Annotated in this window: 18 protein-coding genes; 11 read left to right on the forward strand and 7 right to left on the reverse strand. The window is 66.8% G+C overall.

What is annotated here, in order from left to right; all coding sequences use genetic code 11:
- The first annotated feature begins 7 nt into the window (after positions 1–7).
- Genes AC3A6J_RS01885 through AC3A6J_RS01895 form a run of 3 tightly spaced genes read left to right on the forward strand, consistent with a single transcriptional unit; the run spans position 8 to position 2,277 of the window.
- Positions 8–1,402, forward strand: a complete 1,395-nt coding sequence (locus tag AC3A6J_RS01885) for a TAXI family TRAP transporter solute-binding subunit (protein WP_487858196.1) — start codon at positions 8–10, stop codon at positions 1,400–1,402.
- A 34-nt stretch (positions 1,403–1,436) separates the two neighbouring features.
- Positions 1,437–1,940, forward strand: a complete 504-nt coding sequence (locus AC3A6J_RS01890; protein ID WP_487858197.1) for a MerR family transcriptional regulator — start codon at positions 1,437–1,439, stop codon at positions 1,938–1,940.
- Positions 1,846–2,277 carry a carboxymuconolactone decarboxylase family protein gene (locus tag AC3A6J_RS01895; protein WP_487858198.1) on the forward strand — a complete coding sequence of 144 codons (432 nt, stop codon included), beginning with the start codon at positions 1,846–1,848 and terminating at the stop codon, positions 2,275–2,277. Before AC3A6J_RS01890 ends, AC3A6J_RS01895 begins: the two co-directional genes overlap by 95 nt.
- 744 nt (positions 2,278–3,021) lie before the next feature.
- Here the strand turns inward: AC3A6J_RS01895 and AC3A6J_RS01900 are convergent.
- The gene (locus AC3A6J_RS01900) at positions 3,022–3,945 is read right to left on the reverse strand and encodes an alpha/beta fold hydrolase (RefSeq protein ID WP_487858199.1); all 924 of its coding nucleotides are present in this window, start codon (positions 3,943–3,945) and stop codon (positions 3,022–3,024) included.
- Positions 3,946–3,999: 54 nt separating this feature from the next.
- Here AC3A6J_RS01900 and AC3A6J_RS01905 point away from each other — a divergent pair, with 54 nt between their 5' ends.
- Complete coding sequence (locus AC3A6J_RS01905) at positions 4,000–4,422, forward strand: MerR family transcriptional regulator (RefSeq protein ID WP_487858200.1); 423 nt, start codon at positions 4,000–4,002, stop codon at positions 4,420–4,422.
- Here AC3A6J_RS01905 and ettA read toward each other — a convergent pair.
- Complete coding sequence (gene ettA, locus AC3A6J_RS01910; RefSeq protein ID WP_487858201.1) at positions 4,415–6,076, reverse strand: energy-dependent translational throttle protein EttA; 1,662 nt, start codon at positions 6,074–6,076, stop codon at positions 4,415–4,417. The genes AC3A6J_RS01905 and ettA overlap by 8 nt on opposite strands.
- 418 nt (positions 6,077–6,494) lie before the next feature.
- Between ettA and AC3A6J_RS01915 the strand changes: the two genes are divergently transcribed.
- The 3 genes from AC3A6J_RS01915 to AC3A6J_RS01925 all read left to right on the forward strand — a co-directional run bounded on the left by AC3A6J_RS01915 (position 6,495) and on the right by AC3A6J_RS01925 (position 10,394).
- On the forward strand, positions 6,495–7,199 hold the full coding sequence (locus AC3A6J_RS01915; RefSeq protein WP_487858625.1) for an SGNH/GDSL hydrolase family protein: 705 nt from the start codon (positions 6,495–6,497) through the stop codon (positions 7,197–7,199).
- 252 nt (positions 7,200–7,451) lie between these two features.
- Complete coding sequence (locus AC3A6J_RS01920) at positions 7,452–9,263, forward strand: DEAD/DEAH box helicase (RefSeq protein WP_487858202.1); 1,812 nt, start codon at positions 7,452–7,454, stop codon at positions 9,261–9,263.
- Positions 9,264–9,380: 117 nt separating this feature from the next.
- Complete coding sequence (locus tag AC3A6J_RS01925) at positions 9,381–10,394, forward strand: endonuclease/exonuclease/phosphatase family protein (protein WP_487858203.1); 1,014 nt, start codon at positions 9,381–9,383, stop codon at positions 10,392–10,394.
- 21 nt (positions 10,395–10,415) lie between these two features.
- On the opposite strand, the gene AC3A6J_RS01930 is transcribed toward AC3A6J_RS01925, so the two are convergent.
- The 5 genes from AC3A6J_RS01930 to AC3A6J_RS01950 form a co-directional block, all read right to left on the reverse strand.
- Complete coding sequence (locus AC3A6J_RS01930; protein WP_487858204.1) at positions 10,416–11,612, reverse strand: mandelate racemase/muconate lactonizing enzyme family protein; 1,197 nt, start codon at positions 11,610–11,612, stop codon at positions 10,416–10,418.
- Between the two features lie 82 nt (positions 11,613–11,694).
- On the reverse strand, positions 11,695–12,705 hold the full coding sequence (locus tag AC3A6J_RS01935; protein ID WP_487858205.1) for a TRAP transporter substrate-binding protein: 1,011 nt from the start codon (positions 12,703–12,705) through the stop codon (positions 11,695–11,697).
- A gap of 62 nt (positions 12,706–12,767) precedes the next feature.
- Positions 12,768–14,069: a TRAP transporter large permease gene (locus AC3A6J_RS01940; RefSeq protein WP_487858206.1), complete on the reverse strand. Its 1,302-nt coding sequence runs from the start codon at positions 14,067–14,069 to the stop codon at positions 12,768–12,770.
- Positions 14,066–14,611: a TRAP transporter small permease gene (locus AC3A6J_RS01945; protein ID WP_487858207.1), complete on the reverse strand. Its 546-nt coding sequence runs from the start codon at positions 14,609–14,611 to the stop codon at positions 14,066–14,068. The genes AC3A6J_RS01940 and AC3A6J_RS01945 overlap by 4 nt, the downstream gene beginning before the upstream one ends.
- A gap of 53 nt (positions 14,612–14,664) precedes the next feature.
- Entirely contained in the window at positions 14,665–15,414 is a 750-nt protein-coding gene (locus AC3A6J_RS01950) for a FadR/GntR family transcriptional regulator (protein WP_487858208.1), read from the reverse strand.
- A gap of 158 nt (positions 15,415–15,572) precedes the next feature.
- Here AC3A6J_RS01950 and AC3A6J_RS01955 point away from each other — a divergent pair, with 158 nt between their 5' ends.
- From AC3A6J_RS01955 to AC3A6J_RS01970, 4 genes are all read left to right on the forward strand, one after another.
- Entirely contained in the window at positions 15,573–17,312 is a 1,740-nt protein-coding gene (locus AC3A6J_RS01955; RefSeq protein ID WP_487858209.1) for an IlvD/Edd family dehydratase, read from the forward strand.
- 148 nt (positions 17,313–17,460) lie between these two features.
- A complete protein-coding gene (locus AC3A6J_RS01960) occupies positions 17,461–18,378 on the forward strand; it encodes a 2-dehydro-3-deoxygalactonokinase (protein ID WP_487858210.1) in 918 nt (305 codons plus the stop codon).
- Positions 18,375–19,019: a 2-dehydro-3-deoxy-6-phosphogalactonate aldolase gene (locus AC3A6J_RS01965; RefSeq protein ID WP_487858211.1), complete on the forward strand. Its 645-nt coding sequence runs from the start codon at positions 18,375–18,377 to the stop codon at positions 19,017–19,019. Before AC3A6J_RS01960 ends, AC3A6J_RS01965 begins: the two co-directional genes overlap by 4 nt.
- Positions 19,020–19,065: 46 nt before the next feature.
- Entirely contained in the window at positions 19,066–19,800 is a 735-nt protein-coding gene (locus AC3A6J_RS01970) for an aldolase (protein ID WP_487858212.1), read from the forward strand.
- Positions 19,801–19,851 lie beyond the last annotated feature (51 nt).

Below are 19,851 nucleotides of genomic sequence, written 5' to 3' on the forward strand. Positions count from 1 at the left end.
TCCCGCCATGGCCATGCCCAAGACACTGAAGCTGATCCTGCTGTCGATCCGCGACCTGATCGCCTCCGCCGGTCCCGTCGTCTTCCTCGTGATCGGCGTGCTGATCGCTGCCTACTGGTGGCTCGATCCGCAGCCGCCGCGGCATGTGACGCTGGCCACCGGGCCGAGCGGCAGCGCCTATTCGCAGTTCGGCAAACGCTATGCCGAGGCGCTCAAGGCGAGCGGCATCGAGGTCGAGCTCAAGGCGACCTCGGGCTCATCGGAGAACCTCGACCTGCTGCGCAACGGTGGTGCCGACGTGGCTTTCGTGCGCGGCGGGAGCGCCGATCCGGTGGCCGACGAGGAAGCCGGGCTCACCTCGCTCGGCAGCCTGTTCTTCGAACCGATCTGGCTCTTCTACCGCGCCGACTCCGCGCAGAAGGTCGACCGCAAGACCGGCACGCTGACCTCGCTCGCGCAACTGCGCGGCCTGCGCGTGAACGTCGACATGGCGGGCAGCGGCCTGCCCGAGATCATGGAGCGACTCTTCAGGGCCAACCACGTCGAGGCCGACGCGCTGCAGCTGTCGAACCTCGAACAGGCCGCCGCCACCGAGGCGCTCCAGGCCGGGCTGCTCGACGTCATCGTGCTCGCCTCGGCGCCCGAATCGCCGCAGGTGCAGCGGCTGCTGCGCGCGAGCGACATCAAGCTGATGGACTTCGGCCAGGCCGACGCCTACTCGCGGCGCTTTCCGTTTCTCTCGGCGGTCACGCTGCCGCGCGGCGTGGTCGATCTCGCGCGCGAACTGCCGCCCTCGGACGTGACACTGCTGGCCGCCACCACCTCGCTGCTCTCGCGCGAGGAAACCCATTCCGCCCTGCGGCAGCTGTTCGCCGAAGCCGCGCAGGGCGTGCACAGCGACGCCGGCTGGTTCAACCGCGCGCGCGATTTTCCGAACACGCGCACCAGCGAACTGCCGGTGAGCCCCGAGGGCGACCGCGCCATCAACGGCACGCCGCCGTTCTGGCAGCGCTACCTGCCCTTCTGGGCCAGCAACCTGATCGAGCGCATGTGGCTCGTGCTCGGCGGCCTGCTGGTGCTGATGCTGCCGCTGAGCCGGGTCGTGCCGCCGCTCTACCAGTTCCGCGTCAGGCGGCGCGTGTTCCGCTGGTATGCGCGCCTGCGCGACATCGAGACCAAGGTCGACACGCGCCAGGGCGAGCGCGAGGAATTGCTCGAAGAACTCGAGGAGCTCGACCGCGTCGTCAACAAGGTGGCCGTTCCGCTCTCGTACGCCGACGAGCTCTATGCGCTGCGCAACAACATCCACACGGTGCGCAAGCGGGTGCAGATGCGCTGGCCGCAGCCGGGCGACTTCGCGCCGCGCGCGGCAGCGGCCGCAGGGCCTGCAGAAAGCGCTTGACTTCGAGCGCGCTCGAACTTCGAGAATTCCCGCCATGGAAGCCAGCCTGACCATTGCGGAAGTCGCGCAGCGCACCGGCCTCACGGCCCACACGCTGCGCTACTACGAGCGAATCGGACTGATCGCCGCGGTGCCCCGCGCACCGGGTGGCCAGCGCCGCTATGCGAGCGCCGACCTCGACTGGCTGGCTTTCCTGTTGCGCCTGCGCGAGACCGGCATGTCCATCCAGGGCATGCGGGCCTTCGCCAGGCTTCGAAGCCAGGGGGACGCCAGTGTCGGGAAACGGCGCGAGATGCTCGAACGGCACCTTGCCGAGGTCCAGGCCAAGGTGGCGGCGCTGCAGCAATCGACACAGGCGCTGTCGCTCAAGATCGCGCACTACCGCGCCATCGACAGGAAGCGTTCCTCGTCACCGGGCACCGCGCCCGAAGGAAAGACGAGCGATGACAGACATTCAATCCAGCGACGCGAACCACGACGGCCACGACAACCTGCGCTACCGGCGCGGACTGGCGAAGCTCCACGAAATCGACGGTGAGGGCGGCGTCAAGGTCGTCGAGAGCCTGGCCGGCATTGCACCCGACTTCGCTCGCCTCTTGATCGAGTTTCCGTTCGGCGACATCTATTCGCGCCCCGGCCTCGACCTGCGCTCGCGCGAGATCGCCGTGGTGGCCGCGCTCACCGCCATGGGCAATGCCGCGCCGCAGCTCCGGGTGCATATCCAGGGTGCGCTCAATGTCGGCGTCACGCGCACCGAAGTGATCGAGACCATCATGCAAATGGCGGTGTACGCGGGCTTTCCGGCCGCCTTGAACGGGCTGGCAGCCGCGCGCGAGGTGTTCGCCGCGCAGACCGAACTGGAGGAGGCTGCATGAAGCACCGTGATTTCCGCGTGCGCCTGCCGCTGCTCGGTCTGGCGCTGCTTGGGCCCGCAATGGAGGCGCCCGCCCTGCCGGCCTGGACGCTCGCGCCACGGCCTCTGCATGCCGGTCTGGCATCCCCGGTCGGCATGGCCTACGACGCGGCAGGCCATCTGCATGTCGCGAACTGGTCGGCCGGCACCGTGCTGCGCTTCGCACCAGACGGCACCCGCAAGGTGTTCGCATCGGGCCTGAGCGGACCGAGCGGGCTGGCCATCGGCCCTTCCGGCGACATCTTCGTGGCCTCCTACAACGAGGACCTGGTGTGGCGCTTCACGCCTGGCGGCAGGCAGAGCGTGTTCGTGCGCGGCCTGGCGACACCGGCGGGCCTGAGCTTCGACAGCAAGGGCCGGCTGCTGATCGCGAACCGCCGCACCCACCAGATCCTCGCGGCGCATCCCGACGGCACGATCGACGTCGTCGCCGAAGGCTTGCAGACGCCGGTCGGCGCGGTCGAGCTGCCGAGCGGCGAGTTGATGGTCAGCAACATCGCGGGCGGCATCTCGCTGGCCGGACCCGGCGCACGCGCAAGCGCACGAACCATCCATGATGGGCTGCGCAGTCCGGGGCCCGGCATCGTCGCAGACCGAGAAAGCGACGCCGCGTACGTGGTCGACTATGGCGGCACGACGGTGAGCCGCATCGACCGCGAGGGCCGCCGCACCGTGCTGGCGGACGGCCTCGCGAGCCCGGTAGGGCTCACCCGCACGCCCGACGGCCATCTGCTGGTCGCCACGTGGGGGACGAACGCGGCCTTCCGGCTGGAGCGGCCGGCAGCGACGCCAGGAAGTCATCGACCAAGGCTTCAGGGGCTTCCAGCGGGACCAGGTGTCCGGCGCCTGGAAACACGGTGACCGCAACGTCACCCGGCAGCCTCGACGCCAGTTCGGCGGCCTGTGCAGCGGGCAGCCATGGATCATCCTCGCCCCAGCCGATGCGTGTCGCGCAACGAACCTCACCCAGTCGAGCGGCCAAGGGCCTGGTGTGTTCGGGCGTCAGCTGTGCCATCTGACGATAGAACGCGGCCTGCCCTGCCTCGGTCGTCCACGGACGGCTGAGCGCATCGACCCAATCCGCAGCGCCGCGCGAGGCGGCGCTCGCCCCCGCGATGTATTCGCGCACGATGGCGGTGTGAAAGCGCGGCGGCAGTGCGGCGAAGACGTTCTGGTTCTGCGCCAGGAGCCGGAACAACGGCGAACCCCAAGGGTCCAGCGTGACGGCATCCAACAGGTACAGCGACGCGAAATCACGCTGCGCCAGGAGGTGTGCGCCGAGCGCCACGGCACCGCCGACGTCGTGCGCAATGACATGCGGTTCGGCAAGCCCCCAGTGATCCAGAAGCGCGGCAAGGCGACGCCCCTGGCGCCGAAGATCGGCCATCTGGCCGGCAGGACCGATGGAAGCGCCGTAGCCGGGCATGTCCCAAAGAAAGACGCGATAGCCGGCGGCCATGAGAAGTCGGGCGGCAGGCATCATGACGGCCGCGGAGAACGGCGTGCCGTGGCAGATCACGACATCGCCCAGGGCCCCTGCTCGCGGCGCGACGACATAGGTGGCGACGATCGCATCGTCGATCTCGACCGGCATGGACCGAGGGAGCGTGAGGTCATGGGTGTGATGCATGGCACCAATTCTGGAACTTCAGGTCGACCTGAAGTCAAGCGGTACCATCGGCCGATGAAGATCGGTCTAGCCGCAAGAGAAATCGGCGTCGCCGCCCACGTGCTTCGCCATTGGGAAGACGAGGGTGTTGTGGTCCCGGCCCGCACCGACGCAGGCCATCGCGACTACGGCGATGAACACCTGCAGCGCCTGCGCATCGTGTGCGCCTGCCAGGAAGTGGGCCTCAGCCTTGCCGAAATCCGCAGTATTCTTCACCGCGGCGAGCATGAGCGCGCGCAGGTGATCGACAGGAGGCTGCAGGCGATCCGGCGGCAGAAGCAGGAACTGGACGCCGCGCAGGCGTTCCTCTCGCACGTAAGAAGTTGCCGGCACGACCTCACCACGCGATGCGAGGACTGCTCGCGGTACGCGCAACGGCGCCCAGCGTCCCCTCCTCGGCCGCTCGCAAAGGCAAGCGGCCGCGCACGAGCTACTTGAGGGCCTTGTAGCGCATGCGCTTGGGCTTGGCGCCTTCTTCGCCCAGGCGCTTCTTCTTGTCGGCTTCGTACTCCTGGTAGTTGCCGTCGAAGAAGGTCCACTGGCTGTCGCCCTCGGCCGCGAGGATGTGGGTGGCGATGCGGTCGAGGAACCAGCGGTCGTGGCTGATGACCATGACCGTGCCGGCAAACTCGAGCAGCGCGTCTTCCAGCGCGCGCAGCGTTTCCACGTCGAGGTCGTTCGACGGTTCGTCGAGCAGCAGCACGTTGCCGCCCGCGATCAGCGTCTTGGCCAGGTGCAGCCGGCCGCGTTCACCGCCCGACAGCGTGCCGACCTTCTTCTGCTGGTCGGCGCCGTTGAAGTTGAAGCGGCCCGCGTACGCGCGGCTGGCCATCTGGAACTTGCCGACGTTGATGATGTCCAGGCCGTTCGAGATGTCTTCCCACACGGTCTTGTTGTTGGCGAGTTCGTCGCGGTGCTGGTCGACGAAGGCCATCTTCACGGTCTGGCCGATGACGACCTCGCCCGAATCCGGTTTTTCCTTGCCCGCGAGCAGCTTGAACAGCGTCGACTTGCCGGCGCCGTTCGGGCCGATGATGCCGACGATCGCGCCCGGCGGCACGGTGAAGCTCAGATTGTCGATCAGCATGCGGTCGCCGAAGGACTTGCTGACGTTGTGGAACTCGAACACCTGCTGGCCCAGGCGTTCCGCCACCGGAATGAAGATTTCCTGGGTCTCGTTGCGCTTCTGGTATTCCATGTCGCTCAGCTCCTCGAAGCGGGCGAGGCGCGATTTGCTCTTGGCCTGACGTGCCTTCGGGTTCTGGCGCGACCACTCGAGTTCCTTCTTCAGGGCCTTGGCGTGGGCTTCTTCGCTCTTCTGCTCCTGCGCCAGGCGTTCGCCCTTCTGCTCGAGCCAGGTGCTGTAGTTTCCCTTCCACGGAATGCCGCGACCGCGGTCCATTTCCAGGATCCACTCGGCCGCGTTGTCCAGGAAATAGCGATCGTGGGTGATGGCCACCACGGTGCCCGTGAAGCGCTGCAGGAACACTTCGAGCCACTCGACCGATTCGGCGTCCAGGTGGTTGGTCGGTTCGTCGAGCAGCAGCATGTCGGGCTTGGACAGCAGCAGGCGGCACAGTGCCACGCGGCGCTTTTCACCGCCCGACAGCAGGCCGATCTTGGCGTCCCACGGCGGCAGGCGCAACGCGTCGGCGGCGATTTCCAGTTGATGTTCGGAATCGGTGCCAGCGGTCGCGATGATGGCTTCGAGTTCAGCCTGCTCGGCCGCCAGCGCATCGAAGTCGGCGTCTTCGGCACCGTAGGCGATGTACACCTCTTCGAGGCGCGCCTTGGCCGCAAAGACTGCGCCCATCGACTCTTCAACCGATTCGCGCACCGTGTGCTCGTGGTTGAGCTTGGGTTCCTGTTCCAGATAGCCGATCGTCATCCCCGGCATGGGCAGTGCCTCGCCCTCGAACTCCTTGTCGACGCCCGCCATGATCTTGAGCAGCGTGGACTTGCCCGAGCCGTTCAGGCCGAGCACGCCGATCTTGGCGCCGGGGAAGAAGGAAAGGGAAATGTCTTTCAAGAGCTGCCGCTTTGGCGGCACGGTCTTGCTGACACGGTTCATCGAATAGACGTATTGAGCCATGGTGTGTGTGGGTGAAATCGGTTGGAGCTTGGGGAAATTATGCCGGGCGCCGGAATGCGGCGTTCAGCCGTCGCCCTCTGCGCTCTTGTCGCTGGGGTCTCAGAACGGTCCGGCACAGGATTTCGCTGGGCAATTGAAAAAGTTCTAAGCCACAGTTCTTGCCACTTTGCATTTTCGCAAGGGCTTCCGTGAAAAAGCCCCGCCTGGGCCTTCTTTGCACGCCCAAGCCACCGCAAAAGCGTTGATAGGCTCGAACCATAAAAGATCGCCGCGTACGTCAAGCGCGGCCGATGAAAGCGCCCACTCATTCTGGCGCACCAAACGCTCAACAGGGAAGTCAATGTCAAAACACGTCTTACTGCGCGGGACGCAGCTCTCGTTGCGCGCGCTCCACGCCGCCTCGGCTTTAATCGCCCTCATGCTGGCCTGCGCCGTACTTGCCGGATGCGCCGGCGCACCCCCTGCCACGCCAGTGGCCGCGCGGGCTCCTGCGCCCCGAACGGCTGCGCCTCCGACTCCCCTCGCTTCGAGAAGCACTACCGCGCCGGTGCCGCGCATCCATGTGCCTCCTCTTCGTTGCACGGTCGACGTCTACGGCGACAGCATCATGGCAAACAACAGCACGGATGAGCGACCACTCGCCGCGGTTCAGAAAAGGCACCCGAAGCTGACGATCATCGACCATTCGGCGCCAGAGGTACTGCTTACAGAACTTGGCCGAAAATTCAATGACGATGCGCGCACTGGCCACTGGGTGGTGATCGAGAACGGCGTGATCGATGCATGGCGAAACGTGAATCCGGCGCAATTCGTCATGACGCTGAAGAGCATCGTCGAGCGCATACGCGCAGAAGGACGCGAGCCGATCCTGACCGGTTTCTCGCACCAGACCATCGCACCCGCGCTGCATATCCACAAGGGTCAACTCATTCGGCGCGACCAGTACAACGAACTCACAAAGCGACTCGCGGCCAACATGAACGTGGCGTTTGTCGACTGGGATTCGGTGCGCTTCAACGGTCCCGACGATCTTCAGGACGGCGTTCATCCGAACCTCGACTACAGCAACCGGCTTTTCGACAAACTGCTCGCGACGCTCGTTCGCGTGACCGATTGCAGATAACGAAAAGCGTTCAGCGTCCGACTCATGCGACAATAGCGCTGTTGCCGGGTCCAGTTGCCCGCAACGCCGGCTCTCTGCCGGGGACGAAGAAAGCCCATCCAGCCTTGGCAACCCCAAGCGCCATCAACCCTCTTGCGAGGGTGGACTTTCCGGCTCCCACCCCTGACCTTCATCTGCCTTGACTGGCTCGGCGTCACCATGACGCCAAGCGGGCCGATGTCACTGCGCCGTGTATGGCGCTTATTGTTTCCAATGAATTTTGACGAACTGAAGCTGGCCCCTGCCATCTTGAAGGCTGTGCACGAGCACGGTTACGACACCCCCACCCCCATTCAGGCACAGGCCATCCCGGCCGTTCTCGAGGGCCACGACCTGCTCGGCGGCGCCCAGACCGGCACCGGCAAGACGGCCGCCTTCACGCTGCCGATGCTGCACAAGCTCAGCACCAGCACGCGCGCCACCAACAAGTTCGGCGGCATCGGCGTGCGCGCCCTCGTGCTCACGCCGACGCGCGAACTCGCCGCCCAGGTCGAGGAATCGGTGCGCACCTACGGCAAGTACCTCGAACTCGATTCGACCGTGATCTTCGGCGGCGTGGGCATGAACCCGCAGATCAGCAAGCTCAAGAAGGGCGTCGACATCCTCGTGGCCACGCCGGGCCGCCTGCTTGACCTGCAGCAGCAGGGCATGCTCGACCTGGGCCAGGTCGAGATCCTGATCCTCGACGAAGCCGACCGCATGCTCGACATGGGCTTCATCCACGACGTGAAGAAGATCCTCGCGCTGGTGCCCAAGCAAAAGCAGAGCCTGCTGTTCTCGGCCACCTTCAGCGACGAGATCCGCGACCTCGCGGCCACGCTGCTCAAGAATCCGCAGAGCATCCAGGTCACGCCGCGCAACACCACCGTGCAGCGCATCACTCAGGTGATCCACCCCGTGGGCCGCGGCAAGAAGAAGGCGCTGCTCGCGCACATCATCAACGAGAACAAGTGGAGCCAGGTGCTCGTGTTCACGCGCACCAAGTTCGGTGCCAACAGCGTGGCCGAATTCCTCACCAAGAACGGCATCCAGGCCATGGCGCTGCACGGCAACAAGAGCCAGAGCGCGCGCACGCAGGCGCTGGCCGGCTTCAAGAGCGGCGACATCCGCGCGCTGGTGGCCACCGACATCGCAGCCCGCGGCATCGACATCGACGAGCTGCCGCACGTCGTGAACTACGAGATCCCGAACGTCAGCGAAGACTACGTCCACCGCATTGGCCGCACCGGCCGCGCCGGTTCGAGCGGCGAGGCCGTGAGCTTCGTCTGCATGGACGAAGAAGGCTTCATGCAGGAGATCGAGCGCTTCACGAAGCAGACGATCCCGGTGCAGTTCATCGAAGGCTTCGGCCCCGAGGAAGGCGAACGCGCCGAACCGATCGCCATGGGCCGCCAGACCATCTGGGGCGGCGCAGGCCGTCCGCCGAGCCGCGACGTCATGCAGGCGGCCGCCAAGGCTGCCCGCACCGAGATGCTGCAACGGGTCCGCGAGAACAAGGCCGGCCAGGGCGGTGGCGGCAACGCCGGTGCCGGCAATGGCGGCGGACAGCGCCGCGGTGCTGGAGGCGGTGGCGGTGGCGGTCAAGGCCGCAATGCCGGCGGCCAGGGACAAGGCCAGGGTCCGCGCGGCCAGGGCGCCCGCCCGCCGCAGGGCCGCGGCCCCCAGGCGCCGGCGCGCAGCGCACCGCACCAGCACGCGCCGCACCAGCACCTGCCGCATGAAGAGCGCCAACCGCGCCATCATGGCAACAGCCACAGCCCCACGCAGGCCAACCAGGTGGCGCACCTGCGCGCCGAAGCGGTGGAAGGCGCGGCAGGCCAGCCCGATCCGCTGCGCACGAGCGTCGACCACATGGGCGGCGGCCGCGGACGCGGCGGGCGTCCGGGTGGCGGCGGCGGCTACGGCGGCAGCCGCTCGGGCGGCGGTGGCCGTTCGGGTGGTGGCGGTGGCTACGGCGGTGGCGGCGGTGGTGGTGGCGGTGGAAACCGTTCGGGCGGCGGCGGCGGCCGTTCGTTCGGGCGCTGAGCCGAGGCGCGGGCCGAACACCCGCGCTTCACACCAACAAAGGGCACCTCTCGGTGCCCTTTTTTCCTTGCATCGGCGTCAGGCAGGCCGCACGACGACAAGACACAATCGCACGCCATGGCCCACATCCCGCCCAACTACGCCACCCTCTTCGTCGCCACCTGCAACCTGCTGAATCTCGCCAACCCGCACCGGGTCTTCTACGAGAACCAGGAGCCCTACGACGAACGCGGCCACGAGCGCAAGATCGAATGGACGGGCGAACGCTTCCGCACGCTCAATGCCGACGTGCTCGCGGTGCAGGAGGTCTGGGACGAGGCCGCGCTGAAGGCCGCCATCGCGCGCAGCGGCCTGCGCTACGACTTCGTCTCGGTGCCGGGCGCGGAGAACACGCCGCCGCTGAACGGCGCACAGGGCACGCCGCGGGTGGGCATCGCGACGCGGCTTCGCGTCGAGCATGCCCAGTCGTTCGTCGACTTCCCGCCGGGCTTCGGCGTCGAGGTGCCGGGGCTGGGGCAGCACACGCGATTCGAACGCCCGCCGTTCCTCGTCACGGTGCGCATGAAGCATGGCCAGCCGGTGCACGTGCTGACGGTGCACCTGAAGTCGAAGCGGCCGAAGTTCCTGCTCGATGCAGCGGGCCAGCCACTCGAGGACCGCGACGACCGCAAGGTCGGCGCGATGGCATCGCTGCGCTCGCTGCTGATGCGCGGCGCCGAGGCGGCCGCGCTGCGCTGCATCGTGATCGACCTGCTGGCGAACACCCGGGTGCCGCTGGTGGTGATGGGCGACTTCAACGACGACCCGCACAGCGTGACCACCCAGCTGGTGGCCGCCACCGCCGAGGTCGCCTACGACAAGGGCGCGCGCGACGTGGCGCTGTTCAACGCCTACGAGATGCAGGGCGAATCGGCGCTCAAGAAGGACGTGGCCTATTCGCACATCCACCAGGGTTTTCCGGCCGTGCTCGACCAGATCTTCGTGAGCGAGGAGTTCGTCGCCACGGGCCGCAACAGCCTGGGCGACGTGCGCCGGGTCGACTACTTCAACGACCACCTGCACGAAGGCCGCGACCGCTCGCGTTCGGACCACGGCTTCGTGCGTGCGCTGCTGCGGCTGCGCACGGACTGACGGGTCGCCCTTTCCCGGCCTTCAGGCCTTCGACACCCGCACCATCGCATCGGCGCGCTTGTGCAGGTCGGGCAACAGCTCGAGGCCGAGGCCCGGCTTGTCGTTGAGGCTGATCATGCCGTTCTCGACCTTCGGCAGCTCGGTGACGAGCTCCCGGTACCAGCCCGTGAAGAAGGCGCGCACGCTCTCCTGAACCAGCGCATTGGGCGCATGCAGGCTCAGGTGCGTGGAGGCGGCCCAGACCACTGGCCCGGTGCAGTCGTGCGGCGCCACGGGCAGCTGCCAGGCGTCGGCCATGGCGGCGATCTTCCGCGCTTCGGTCAGGCCGCCGCACCAGCTCAGGTCGAGCATCGCCACGCCGGCCACGCCGGTCTGCAGATAGTCCTTGAAGCCCCACTTGTAGCTCAGCGTCTCGCTCGCGCAGACGAGCGCCTTGCAGTCCCTTGCGTACTGCGTGAGCAGGTCGAGGCTGTCCATGCGGATGGCATCCTCGTGCCAGAAGGTGTCGAACTCCTGCAGCGCCCGCGCGATCTTCTGCGCCATCGGCAATCGCCACAGGCTGTGGAACTCGACCATGATGTCCATCTTGCCGCCCACGGCCTTGCGGATCTTGCGGAACGGTTCCAGCGCGGCATCGAGGTCTCCGTTGCTGATGTACTGGCCATGGCTCTTCTCCGCGGCCGGGTCGAAGGGCCAGATCTTCATCGCCGTGATGCCTTCGGACAGCAGCGATTCGGCCAGCTCGTCCGCATGGTGCAGGAAGCCCTGCAGGTCTTCGTAGGGGCCGTTGTTGTTGGCGAGCCCCCAGTTCGAACTGGTCTGGTTGGTGGCGCTACGGATGTATTGGTAGCCCGCGCAGGTGTTGTAGATGCGGATGGCGTCGCGGCTCTTGCCGCCGAGCGCCGTGTGCACCGGCATGTTGGCGGCTTTGCCGAACAGGTCCCAGAGCGCGATGTCCACCGCCGAGTTGCCGCGCGTCTCCACGCCCGATCCGCGCCATCCGAGGTAGCCCGTGATGTCGCGGTTGCGCGCCTCGATCTGCAGCGGATCGGTGCCCAGCAGCTTGTGCGCCGCCCACTCGTGCAGGTAGGCCTCGACGGCCTCTGCACCCATGAAGGTTTCGCCGAGGCCGACCAGTCCCTCGTCGGTGTGCAGCCGCACCCACAGGATGTTCGGGAACTCGCCGAGGCGGATGGTTTCGACTTTCGTGATTTTCATGAAGAGGGTCCAAAAAAAGAAAAAGCCGCAGCGGCTCGCACCGCGCGGCTTTCACAGGGGACTCAGGCCATGCCGGGAAGCCTCAGCCTCCGCGTGCCTTCTTGAGAGCGTCCGTCACGACGCCCACGGCCTCGGCGCCGATGGTCGGCACGTTCTTGTCATACACCGGCTTGACCTTCTCGAGCATGCGCTTCTGCTCGGCGGCCGAGACCTCGTTGACCGTCATCGTCTTGCGCAGGTTCGCGAGCGACTTCTCGTTGAGCGCGCGATTGGCTTCGCGCTGGACCTTCTGGCCTTCCTTGGCGGCTTCGCGCAGCACGGCCTGCTCCTGCGGGTTGAGCTGGTCCCACAGCTTCTTGCTGTAGAGGATCAGGAACGGCGTATAGGCGTGCCGCGTGACGCTCAGGTACTTCTGCACTTCGCTGAACTTCGAGGTCTCGATCGTCACGAAGGGGTTTTCCTGGCCGTCGATGGTGCGGGTCTCGAGCGCGGTGAACACCTCGCCGAAGGCCATCGGCACGGCGTTGGCGCCCAGCGTCTTGAACGAGTCGAGGAAGATGTTGTTCTGCATCACGCGCAGCTTCACGCCCTCGAAGTCCTCGGCCTTCGCGACCGGCTTTTTGCTGTTGGTGAGATTGCGGAATCCGTTCTCCCAGTAGGCCAGGTTCACGAGGCCGGCGGCTTCGAGCTTCTTGTTGAAGTACTCGCCCGCGGGACCATCGAGCACCGCGTCGGCCTCCTTCTCGCTGGCGAACAGGAACGGCAGGTCGAAGGCGCCGAGCTCCTTCACGATGCCCACCAGCGGCGAGCTCGAGGTGCACACCATCTCCTGCGTGCCCGCACGCAACGCCTGCGTGGCCGGCAGGTCGCCGCCCGCCGCACCGCCCCAGAAGGCGACGATCTTCATCTTGCCGCCAGTCTTGGCGGCCAGCACTTCCTGCATCTTCTTCACGCCCACGCCCACCGGGTGGTCCTCGTTCACGCCGTTGGTGAACTTGATCGTGCGTTCGGCAAATTGGGCGATGGCACCGGTCGATGCGAGCAGGCCGCCGGCCACGAGGGCGGCGGTCATCAGGGTTCTGCGAAACAGCATGCTTGTCTCCTTCGATTGCAAGGGTTGGTTGATTGAATGGACTGACAGAGAAAGGATAAAAACTAGCGCCCCATCCACCACTGGAGCGGCACGGTCACGAGTTGCGGGAAGAACACCAGCGCGAACAGCACGACCAAGTGCGCGATGAAGAACGGCATCACGCCCTTGAAGGCATCGTCCATCGAGATGCGCGCCACGCCGCTCACCACGTTGAGCACCGTACCAACAGGCGGCGTGATCAGGCCGATGGCGTTGTTCATGATGAACATCACGCCGAAGTACACCGGGTCGATGCCGGCCTTGAGCACCACTGGCATCAGCACCGGCGTGAGAATCAGCACGGTCGGCGTGAAGTCGAGTGCGGTGCCCACGATGACGATCAGCACCATCATCATGAACATCAGCAGGATCTTGTTGTCCAGGAACGGCTCGAGCAGCGAAACCACCTCGGCGGGAATGTTCGCCACCGTGATCAGCCAGGCGCTGACCATCGCGGCCGCGACGAGGAACATCACCACGGCCGTCGTCTTGCCGGCCGCGAGCGTCAGGCGGTAGAGGTCGCGCACCTTCAGTTCACCGTAAACGAAAACGCCGACGAGAAGCGAGTACACCGCGGCCACCACGGCCGCCTCGGTGGGCGTAAACACGCCGAACTTCATGCCACCGATGATGATGACCGGCAGCGCCAGCGCGAGGCTGCCCTGCGCCGTGACCTTGAGCCGTTCGCCCCATGGCACGCGCGGCGACGAACGCACGTTCTCCTTCTTGGCCACGATCCACCAGGCGACGCCGACCGCCAGCCCCATCAGGATGCCGGGCACGATGCCCGCGAGGAACAGCTTGGTGATCGACACGTTGCCGGCCACGCCGAACACGATGAGGCCGATCGACGGCGGAATCACCGGCGCGATGATGCCGCCCGCGGCGATGAGGCCGGCCGAGCGGTTCAGCTGGTAGCCGGCGGCCTTCATCATCGGGATCAGCAGTGCGGCCAGGGCCGCGGTGTCGGCGACGGCCGAGCCCGAAAGCGAGGCCATGATGATCGCCGCCAGCACTGCCACGTAGCCCATGCCGCCGCGGTAGTGCCCGACCCAGGCCATCGCGAGGTTCACGATCCGCCGGCTCAGGCCGCCGGCATTCATGAACTCGCCGGCCAGGAGGAAGAACGGCACTGCAAGCAGCGGAAAGTTGTCGGCGCCGTCGACGAAGCGCTGCGCGATGATCTGGCTGTCGAAGGCCGGCAGGCCGCCGGTGGCGGCGAGCCATGCCATCAGCGAGACGCCGCACACCAGCAGCGAGTACGAGATCGGGATGCCCAGCGCCATGGCGCCGAGCAACGAGACGATGAAGATCGTGACCGTCATGGCGCCACCTTTGCTTGCGCCGGGGCATCGAGCACCTGGTCTTCGGATTCCCTGACCTGAATCAGTTCATGGTCGGGCACGCGGCCCCTGAAGAGCCGCCAGAGCTTGTCGATGTTGAAGAGCGCCATCACCACCGACACGATGTAGCCGATGCCGTAGATCCAGATCATCGAAATGCCGACCACGGGCGAGATGTTGGTCACCTGCAGTTCGTGCATCTGGTAGGTGCCCATGAAGAACAGCACGTTGCAGAACAACATGAGCGCCTGGCTCAGGAAGAAGCAGAGCTTCTTGCCGCCGCGCGGCAGGTGCTTGATGAGCGTGTCGACCCCGAGATGCGCGCCCTCGCGCATGGCCACCATGGCGCCGATGTACGTGAGCCAGATGAAGCAGTAGCGCGACATCTCGTCCGACACCGAGATGCCGGAGTTGAATCCGTAGCGCAGCACCACGTTGCCGAACACCATGATGACCATCGCCACCATGCACGCGACCACGAGGAACTCCAGCACGCGAAAAAAACCGTCGACTGCGCTCTTCATCACCTTCTCTCCTGTCTTGCGGTGTTGTTATGGAATGGGTCGCCGTCCGCTCGCTAGAGCGGAAAGGCCTTGAGCTGCGTGGCCGGCCGGCTGATGCGCGGCAGCTTCTTGCGCGACGCCAGCACCTGCTCGATGTCATGGCGCGCGCCGTCGATCAGAACCAGAACGGCCTTCTCGGCGCGGGCCGATTCGCGCGCGATCACGGCGTCGAGCACTGCGCGGTGCAGCGGCAGCGACGTGGCAGGCCCGTCTTTTCGGCTGGTGGAGATCTCGAAGCTGGTGCGCAGCAGCGCGCCCAGCGCACGGCTCATCTGCACCAGCATGCGGTTGTGGCTGGAGCGGATAAGTCCCTGGTGAAAGCGCAGGTCGGGCGTGATGTAGTCGCCGCCGAACTCGATGGCGCGCTTCATGCCCGCGTAGGCGTCTTCCATCTCGGCGATGTCCGCGGCCGTGGCGCGCAGCGCGGCCAGCCCGACCGCGGCAGGCTCGACCACACGGCGCAGGTCCTGCAGGTCGCGCAGGAACTCAGCCGAGAGGCCGGCCTGCGTCTGCCAGACGATCACGTCGGCGTCGAACCAGTTCCACTGGTCCGACGGCTGCACGCGCGTGCCCACCTTCGGGCCGCTGGTCACGAGCCCCTTGGCGATCAGCGACTTGATCGACTCGCGCACCACGGTGCGGCTCACGCCGAGCGCCTCGCACAAGAGCGGCTCCGGCGGGATCGACGCGCCGGGCGCATAGCGACCCGCAACGATGTCGCTGCCGATGCGGTCGACCGTGTTGCCGTGGACGTTTTTGATCATGCCTGCGTGCGTTGTGGTTGTTGTCCGGTCCCTGGTCCGGCCGCTCGGAAACCCTGAACGGCGGATGGCGTGTCGCGCTTATCATATGATGATTGAAAATTGTTAACGGCAGGAAAAACCCTGACCTGCCGGCATTCCTTCCAGCCACGGAGACAACGATGAGCACGCCACCGAAGAAGAAGAAACCCGAAGAACTGCGCAGCCAGCAATGGTTCGGCCGCACCGACCGTGACGGGTTCATCTACCGCAGCTGGGTCAAGGGCAAGGGCGTGCCGCACGACCAGTTCGACGGCCGCCCGGTGATCGGCATCTGCAACACCTTCAGCGAACTCACGCCCTGCAACTCGCATTTCCGCACGCTCGCCGAGCAGGTCAAGATCGGCGTCTACGAGGCCGGCGGCTTCCCGCTCGAGTTTCCGGTGATGTCGCTCGGCGAGACGCTGCTGCGTCCCACCGCCATGCTGTACCGCAACCTCGCGAGCATGGACGTGGAAGAGAGCATCCGCGGCAATCCGCTCGACGGCGTGGTGCTGCTCATGGGCTGCGACAAGACCACGCCCGCGCTCATGATGGGCGCCGCCAGCGTCGACCTGCCGACCATCGGCGTCTCGGGTGGCCCGATGCTCTCGGGCAAGTGGCGCGGCCAGGAACTCGGCTCTGGCACCGGCGTATGGCAGATGAGCGAGCAGGTGCGTGCGGGCACGCTCAAGCTGCAGGACTTCTTCGAGGCCGAGAGCTGCATGCACCGCAGCCACGGCCACTGCATGACCATGGGCACCGCCAGCACCATGGCGAGCATGGTCGAGTCGCTGGGCATCGGGCTGCCGGGCAATGCGGCCTACCCCGCCGTCGACGGCCGCCGCAACGTGCTTGCGCGCATGGCGGGCCGGCGCATCGTCGACATGGTCCATGAAGACCTCCACATGTCGAAGATCCTCACGCGCCAGGCGATCGAGAACGCGATCAAGGTCAACGCGGCCATCGGCGGCTCGACCAACTTCGTGATCCACCTGCTCGCCATCGCGGGCCGCATCGGCGTGGAACTCACACTCGACGACTTCGACCGCCTCGCCTCCGAGCTGCCCTGCCTGGTGAACCTGCAGCCCTCGGGCCAGTTCCTGATGGAAGACTTCTGCTACGCCGGCGGCCTGCCGGTGGTGATGAAGGAAATCGCCGACCTCCTGCACAAGGACGTGATCACCGCGAACGGGCAGACGCTCTGGGAGAACGTGAAGGACGCCGAGAACTACAACGCCCAGGTCATCCGCCCGCTGGCCGAGCCCTTCAAGGACAAGGCCGGCATCTGCGTGCTGCGCGGCAACCTCGCGCCCAACGGCGCGATCATCAAGCCGAGCGCGGCCACGCCCGGGCTGCTGGTGCACAAGGGCCGCGCGGTGGTGTTCGAGAGCGCCGACGACCTGCACAAGCGCATCGACGACGAGGCCCTCGACATCGACGAGCACTGCATCATGGTGCTCAAGAACTGCGGCCCCAAGGGCTACCCCGGCATGGCCGAGGCCGGCAACATGCCGCTGCCGCCGAAGGTGCTGCGCAAAGGCATCACCGACATGGTCCGCATCAGCGACGCACGCATGAGCGGCACCGCCTACGGCACCGTGGTGCTGCACACGGCGCCCGAGGCCGCGGCGGGCGGGCCGCTGGCGCTTGTGCAGGACGGCGACATCGTCGAGCTCGACGTGCCGAACCGCCGTTTGCATCTGCACGTCAGCGACGAAGAGCTCGCGAAGCGGCGCGGGAAATGGGTTGCGCCCAAGGCGCCGCTCGATTCGGGCTACTGGAAGCTCTATGTCGACACGGTGCTGCAGGCGGACCAGGGCGCCGACCTCGCGTTCCTGCGTGGCCGGCGCGGCCCCTTCGTGCCACGCGACAACCACTAGGATGGAACGCCCCCCGAAGCGCCTGCGGCGCCTCCCCCCACTGGGGGGCGCACCCAGCGGCCTGGCAAAGCCAGTTCCGCGGGTGCACTGGCTTGCGCCTGTCGGGTTTGATGCGATGCGGGTGGCGCGTCGTGCCATGGGGCACTGAATGGAAAAGAGGCTGGTCGCGATCGACTGGGGCACGAGCTCGCTGCGCGGCGCATTGCTCGATGCCGGCGGCAAGGTGCTCGAAGAGCGCAGCGATCCGCGCGGCATCCTCAAGGTGCCTGCGGGCGGCTTTGCCGCGGTGTTCGAATCCCTGTTCGCCGACTGGATGCAGCCGGGCGGCACGCGCTGCCTGATCTCCGGCATGGCCGGCAGCAAGCAGGGATGGGTCGAGGCGCCCTACTGCGCGTGTCCGGCGGGCCGGGTCGAGATCGGGCGCAGCATCATCGACATCGATGCTGGCCTGCCTGGTGCGCGCGTCGCCATCGTGCCGGGCCTCAGCGACGCGCACGACGGCGTGCCCGACGTGATGCGCGGCGAGGAAGTGCAGATCCTCGGCGCGGTGGCGCTCATGGGCGTGGACGAAGGCGTCTTCGTGCTGCCCGGCACGCACAACAAGTGGGCCACGGTCAAGAAGGGCCGCGTGACGGGCTTTCGCACCTTCATGACGGGCGAGTTCTATGCGCTGCTGAGCCAGCATTCGATCCTCGCGCGCACGCTCCGGGCCGATGCGCCGCTCGACGAGGCCGCGTTCGCGCAAGGCGTGGCGCGCGCCGACAACGGCCAGGGCCTGCTGCACAACGCCTTCGGCACCCGCACGCTTGCGCTGTTCGACCGCCTGCCCGCGCAGGAGGTCTCGAGCTATCTGTCGGGCCTGCTGATCGGCGAAGAGCTGCGCACGCAATCGCTGCACGCCTTCGGCGAGGTGGTGCTGATCGGCGCGCCGGCGCTGACCGAGCGCTATGCCCTCGCACTGCGCACCACGGGCGTCGCCACGCGCACGCTCGGTGCCGAAGCCACATGGGCCGGACTGCACGCGCTGTCCGGCTTTCTCGACGCAGACAGGAGCTCGACGTCATGACCACCACGCCCCGCGAAAAATTCGATACAGCGATGCGCGCGCTGCCGCTCGTCGCGATATTGCGCGGCCTCACGCCGCCCGAAGCCGCCGACATCGGCGATGCGATCGTCGCGTCGGGTTTCGGGCTGCTCGAGGTGCCGCTCAATTCGCCCGATCCCTACGCCAGCATCGCGCTGATGCGCGCGCGCTTTCCGGCCGCGCTCGTGGGCGCCGGCACCGTGCTCGACGTGCAGCAGGTGCGCCATGTGCACGACGCCGGCGGCGAACTGGTGGTGGCGCCCAACTTCGATGCCGACGTGATCGCCGAGGCCGTGCGGCTCGGCATGGTCTGCCTGCCCGGCGTGATGACGCCGACCGAGGCCTTCGGCGCGCTGGCGGCGGGCGCGACCGGGCTCAAACTGTTTCCGGCCGAACTCGCGTCGCCGGCGGTGGTCAAGGCCCTGCTCGCTGTGCTGCCGCCGGGCACGCCGTTGATGCCCGTGGGCGGCATCACGCCGGCCAACATGGGCGAATGGCGCGCGGCCGGCGCGGCCGGCTTCGGCATCGGCTCCGCGCTCTACAAGCCTGGCAAGTCGGCAGCGCAGGTGCGTGCCGATGCCGAGCGCTTCGTCGCCGCATACACGGGCGCGACCCGCGCCTGAACACCCTTCGCTTCATCCATTCATTCACGTCCACGAGGAAAGCGCGATGTCCGCAGATCAGCAATACGCCAGCCCCGCCGTGCGCACCCTGCGCGAAGACCTTGCGCTCGCACTGCGCGCTGCCGCCCACCACGGCCTGTCCGAAGGGGTGTGCAACCATTTCAGCGTCATGCTGCCGGGCGCCCAGGACCGCTACCTCATCAACCCGCGCGGCCTGCACTGGAGCGAGGTCGGGCCCGACGACATCGTGCTGATCGACGTGCATGGCGAGGTGCTGGCCGGCCGCCACCGCGTCGAGCCGACCGCGCTGTTCATCCATGGCGCGGTGCACCGGCTGACCGGCCATGCGGTGGTGCTGCATTGCCACATGCCCTATGCCACCGCGCTCACGCTGACGGCCGACCGCGCGCTCGACCCGACCCTGAGCCAGAACGCGATGCGCTACATGAACCGCATCGCGATCGACGCGGTGTACAACGGCCTCGCGCTCGACGATGCCGAGGGCGAGCGCATTGCGCGCGCCATGACGGGCAAGGACGTGGCCTTTCTCGCGAACCATGGCGTGGTCGTGGCCGGCGCCACGATCGCCCATGCCTATGACGATCTCTACTACCTGGAACGCGCCTGCCTGCACCAGGTGATCGCGCAGTCCACGGGCCGGCCGCTGGTTGCGGTCGATCCCGCAATGGCCGCGCATGTGTCCAAGCAGATCCAGGGCGAGCGCGAGCAGTCCGACCTGTTTTTCGAGGCGCTGCGGCGCCTGCTTCCCGCGCCACATTGAATTCCGGACGGTGCTGCGGCTTACAGCTCTTCATGGGATTTCGCTCCAGCC

The organism is Variovorax sp. Soil_C_39 (genome assembly GCF_057656815.1).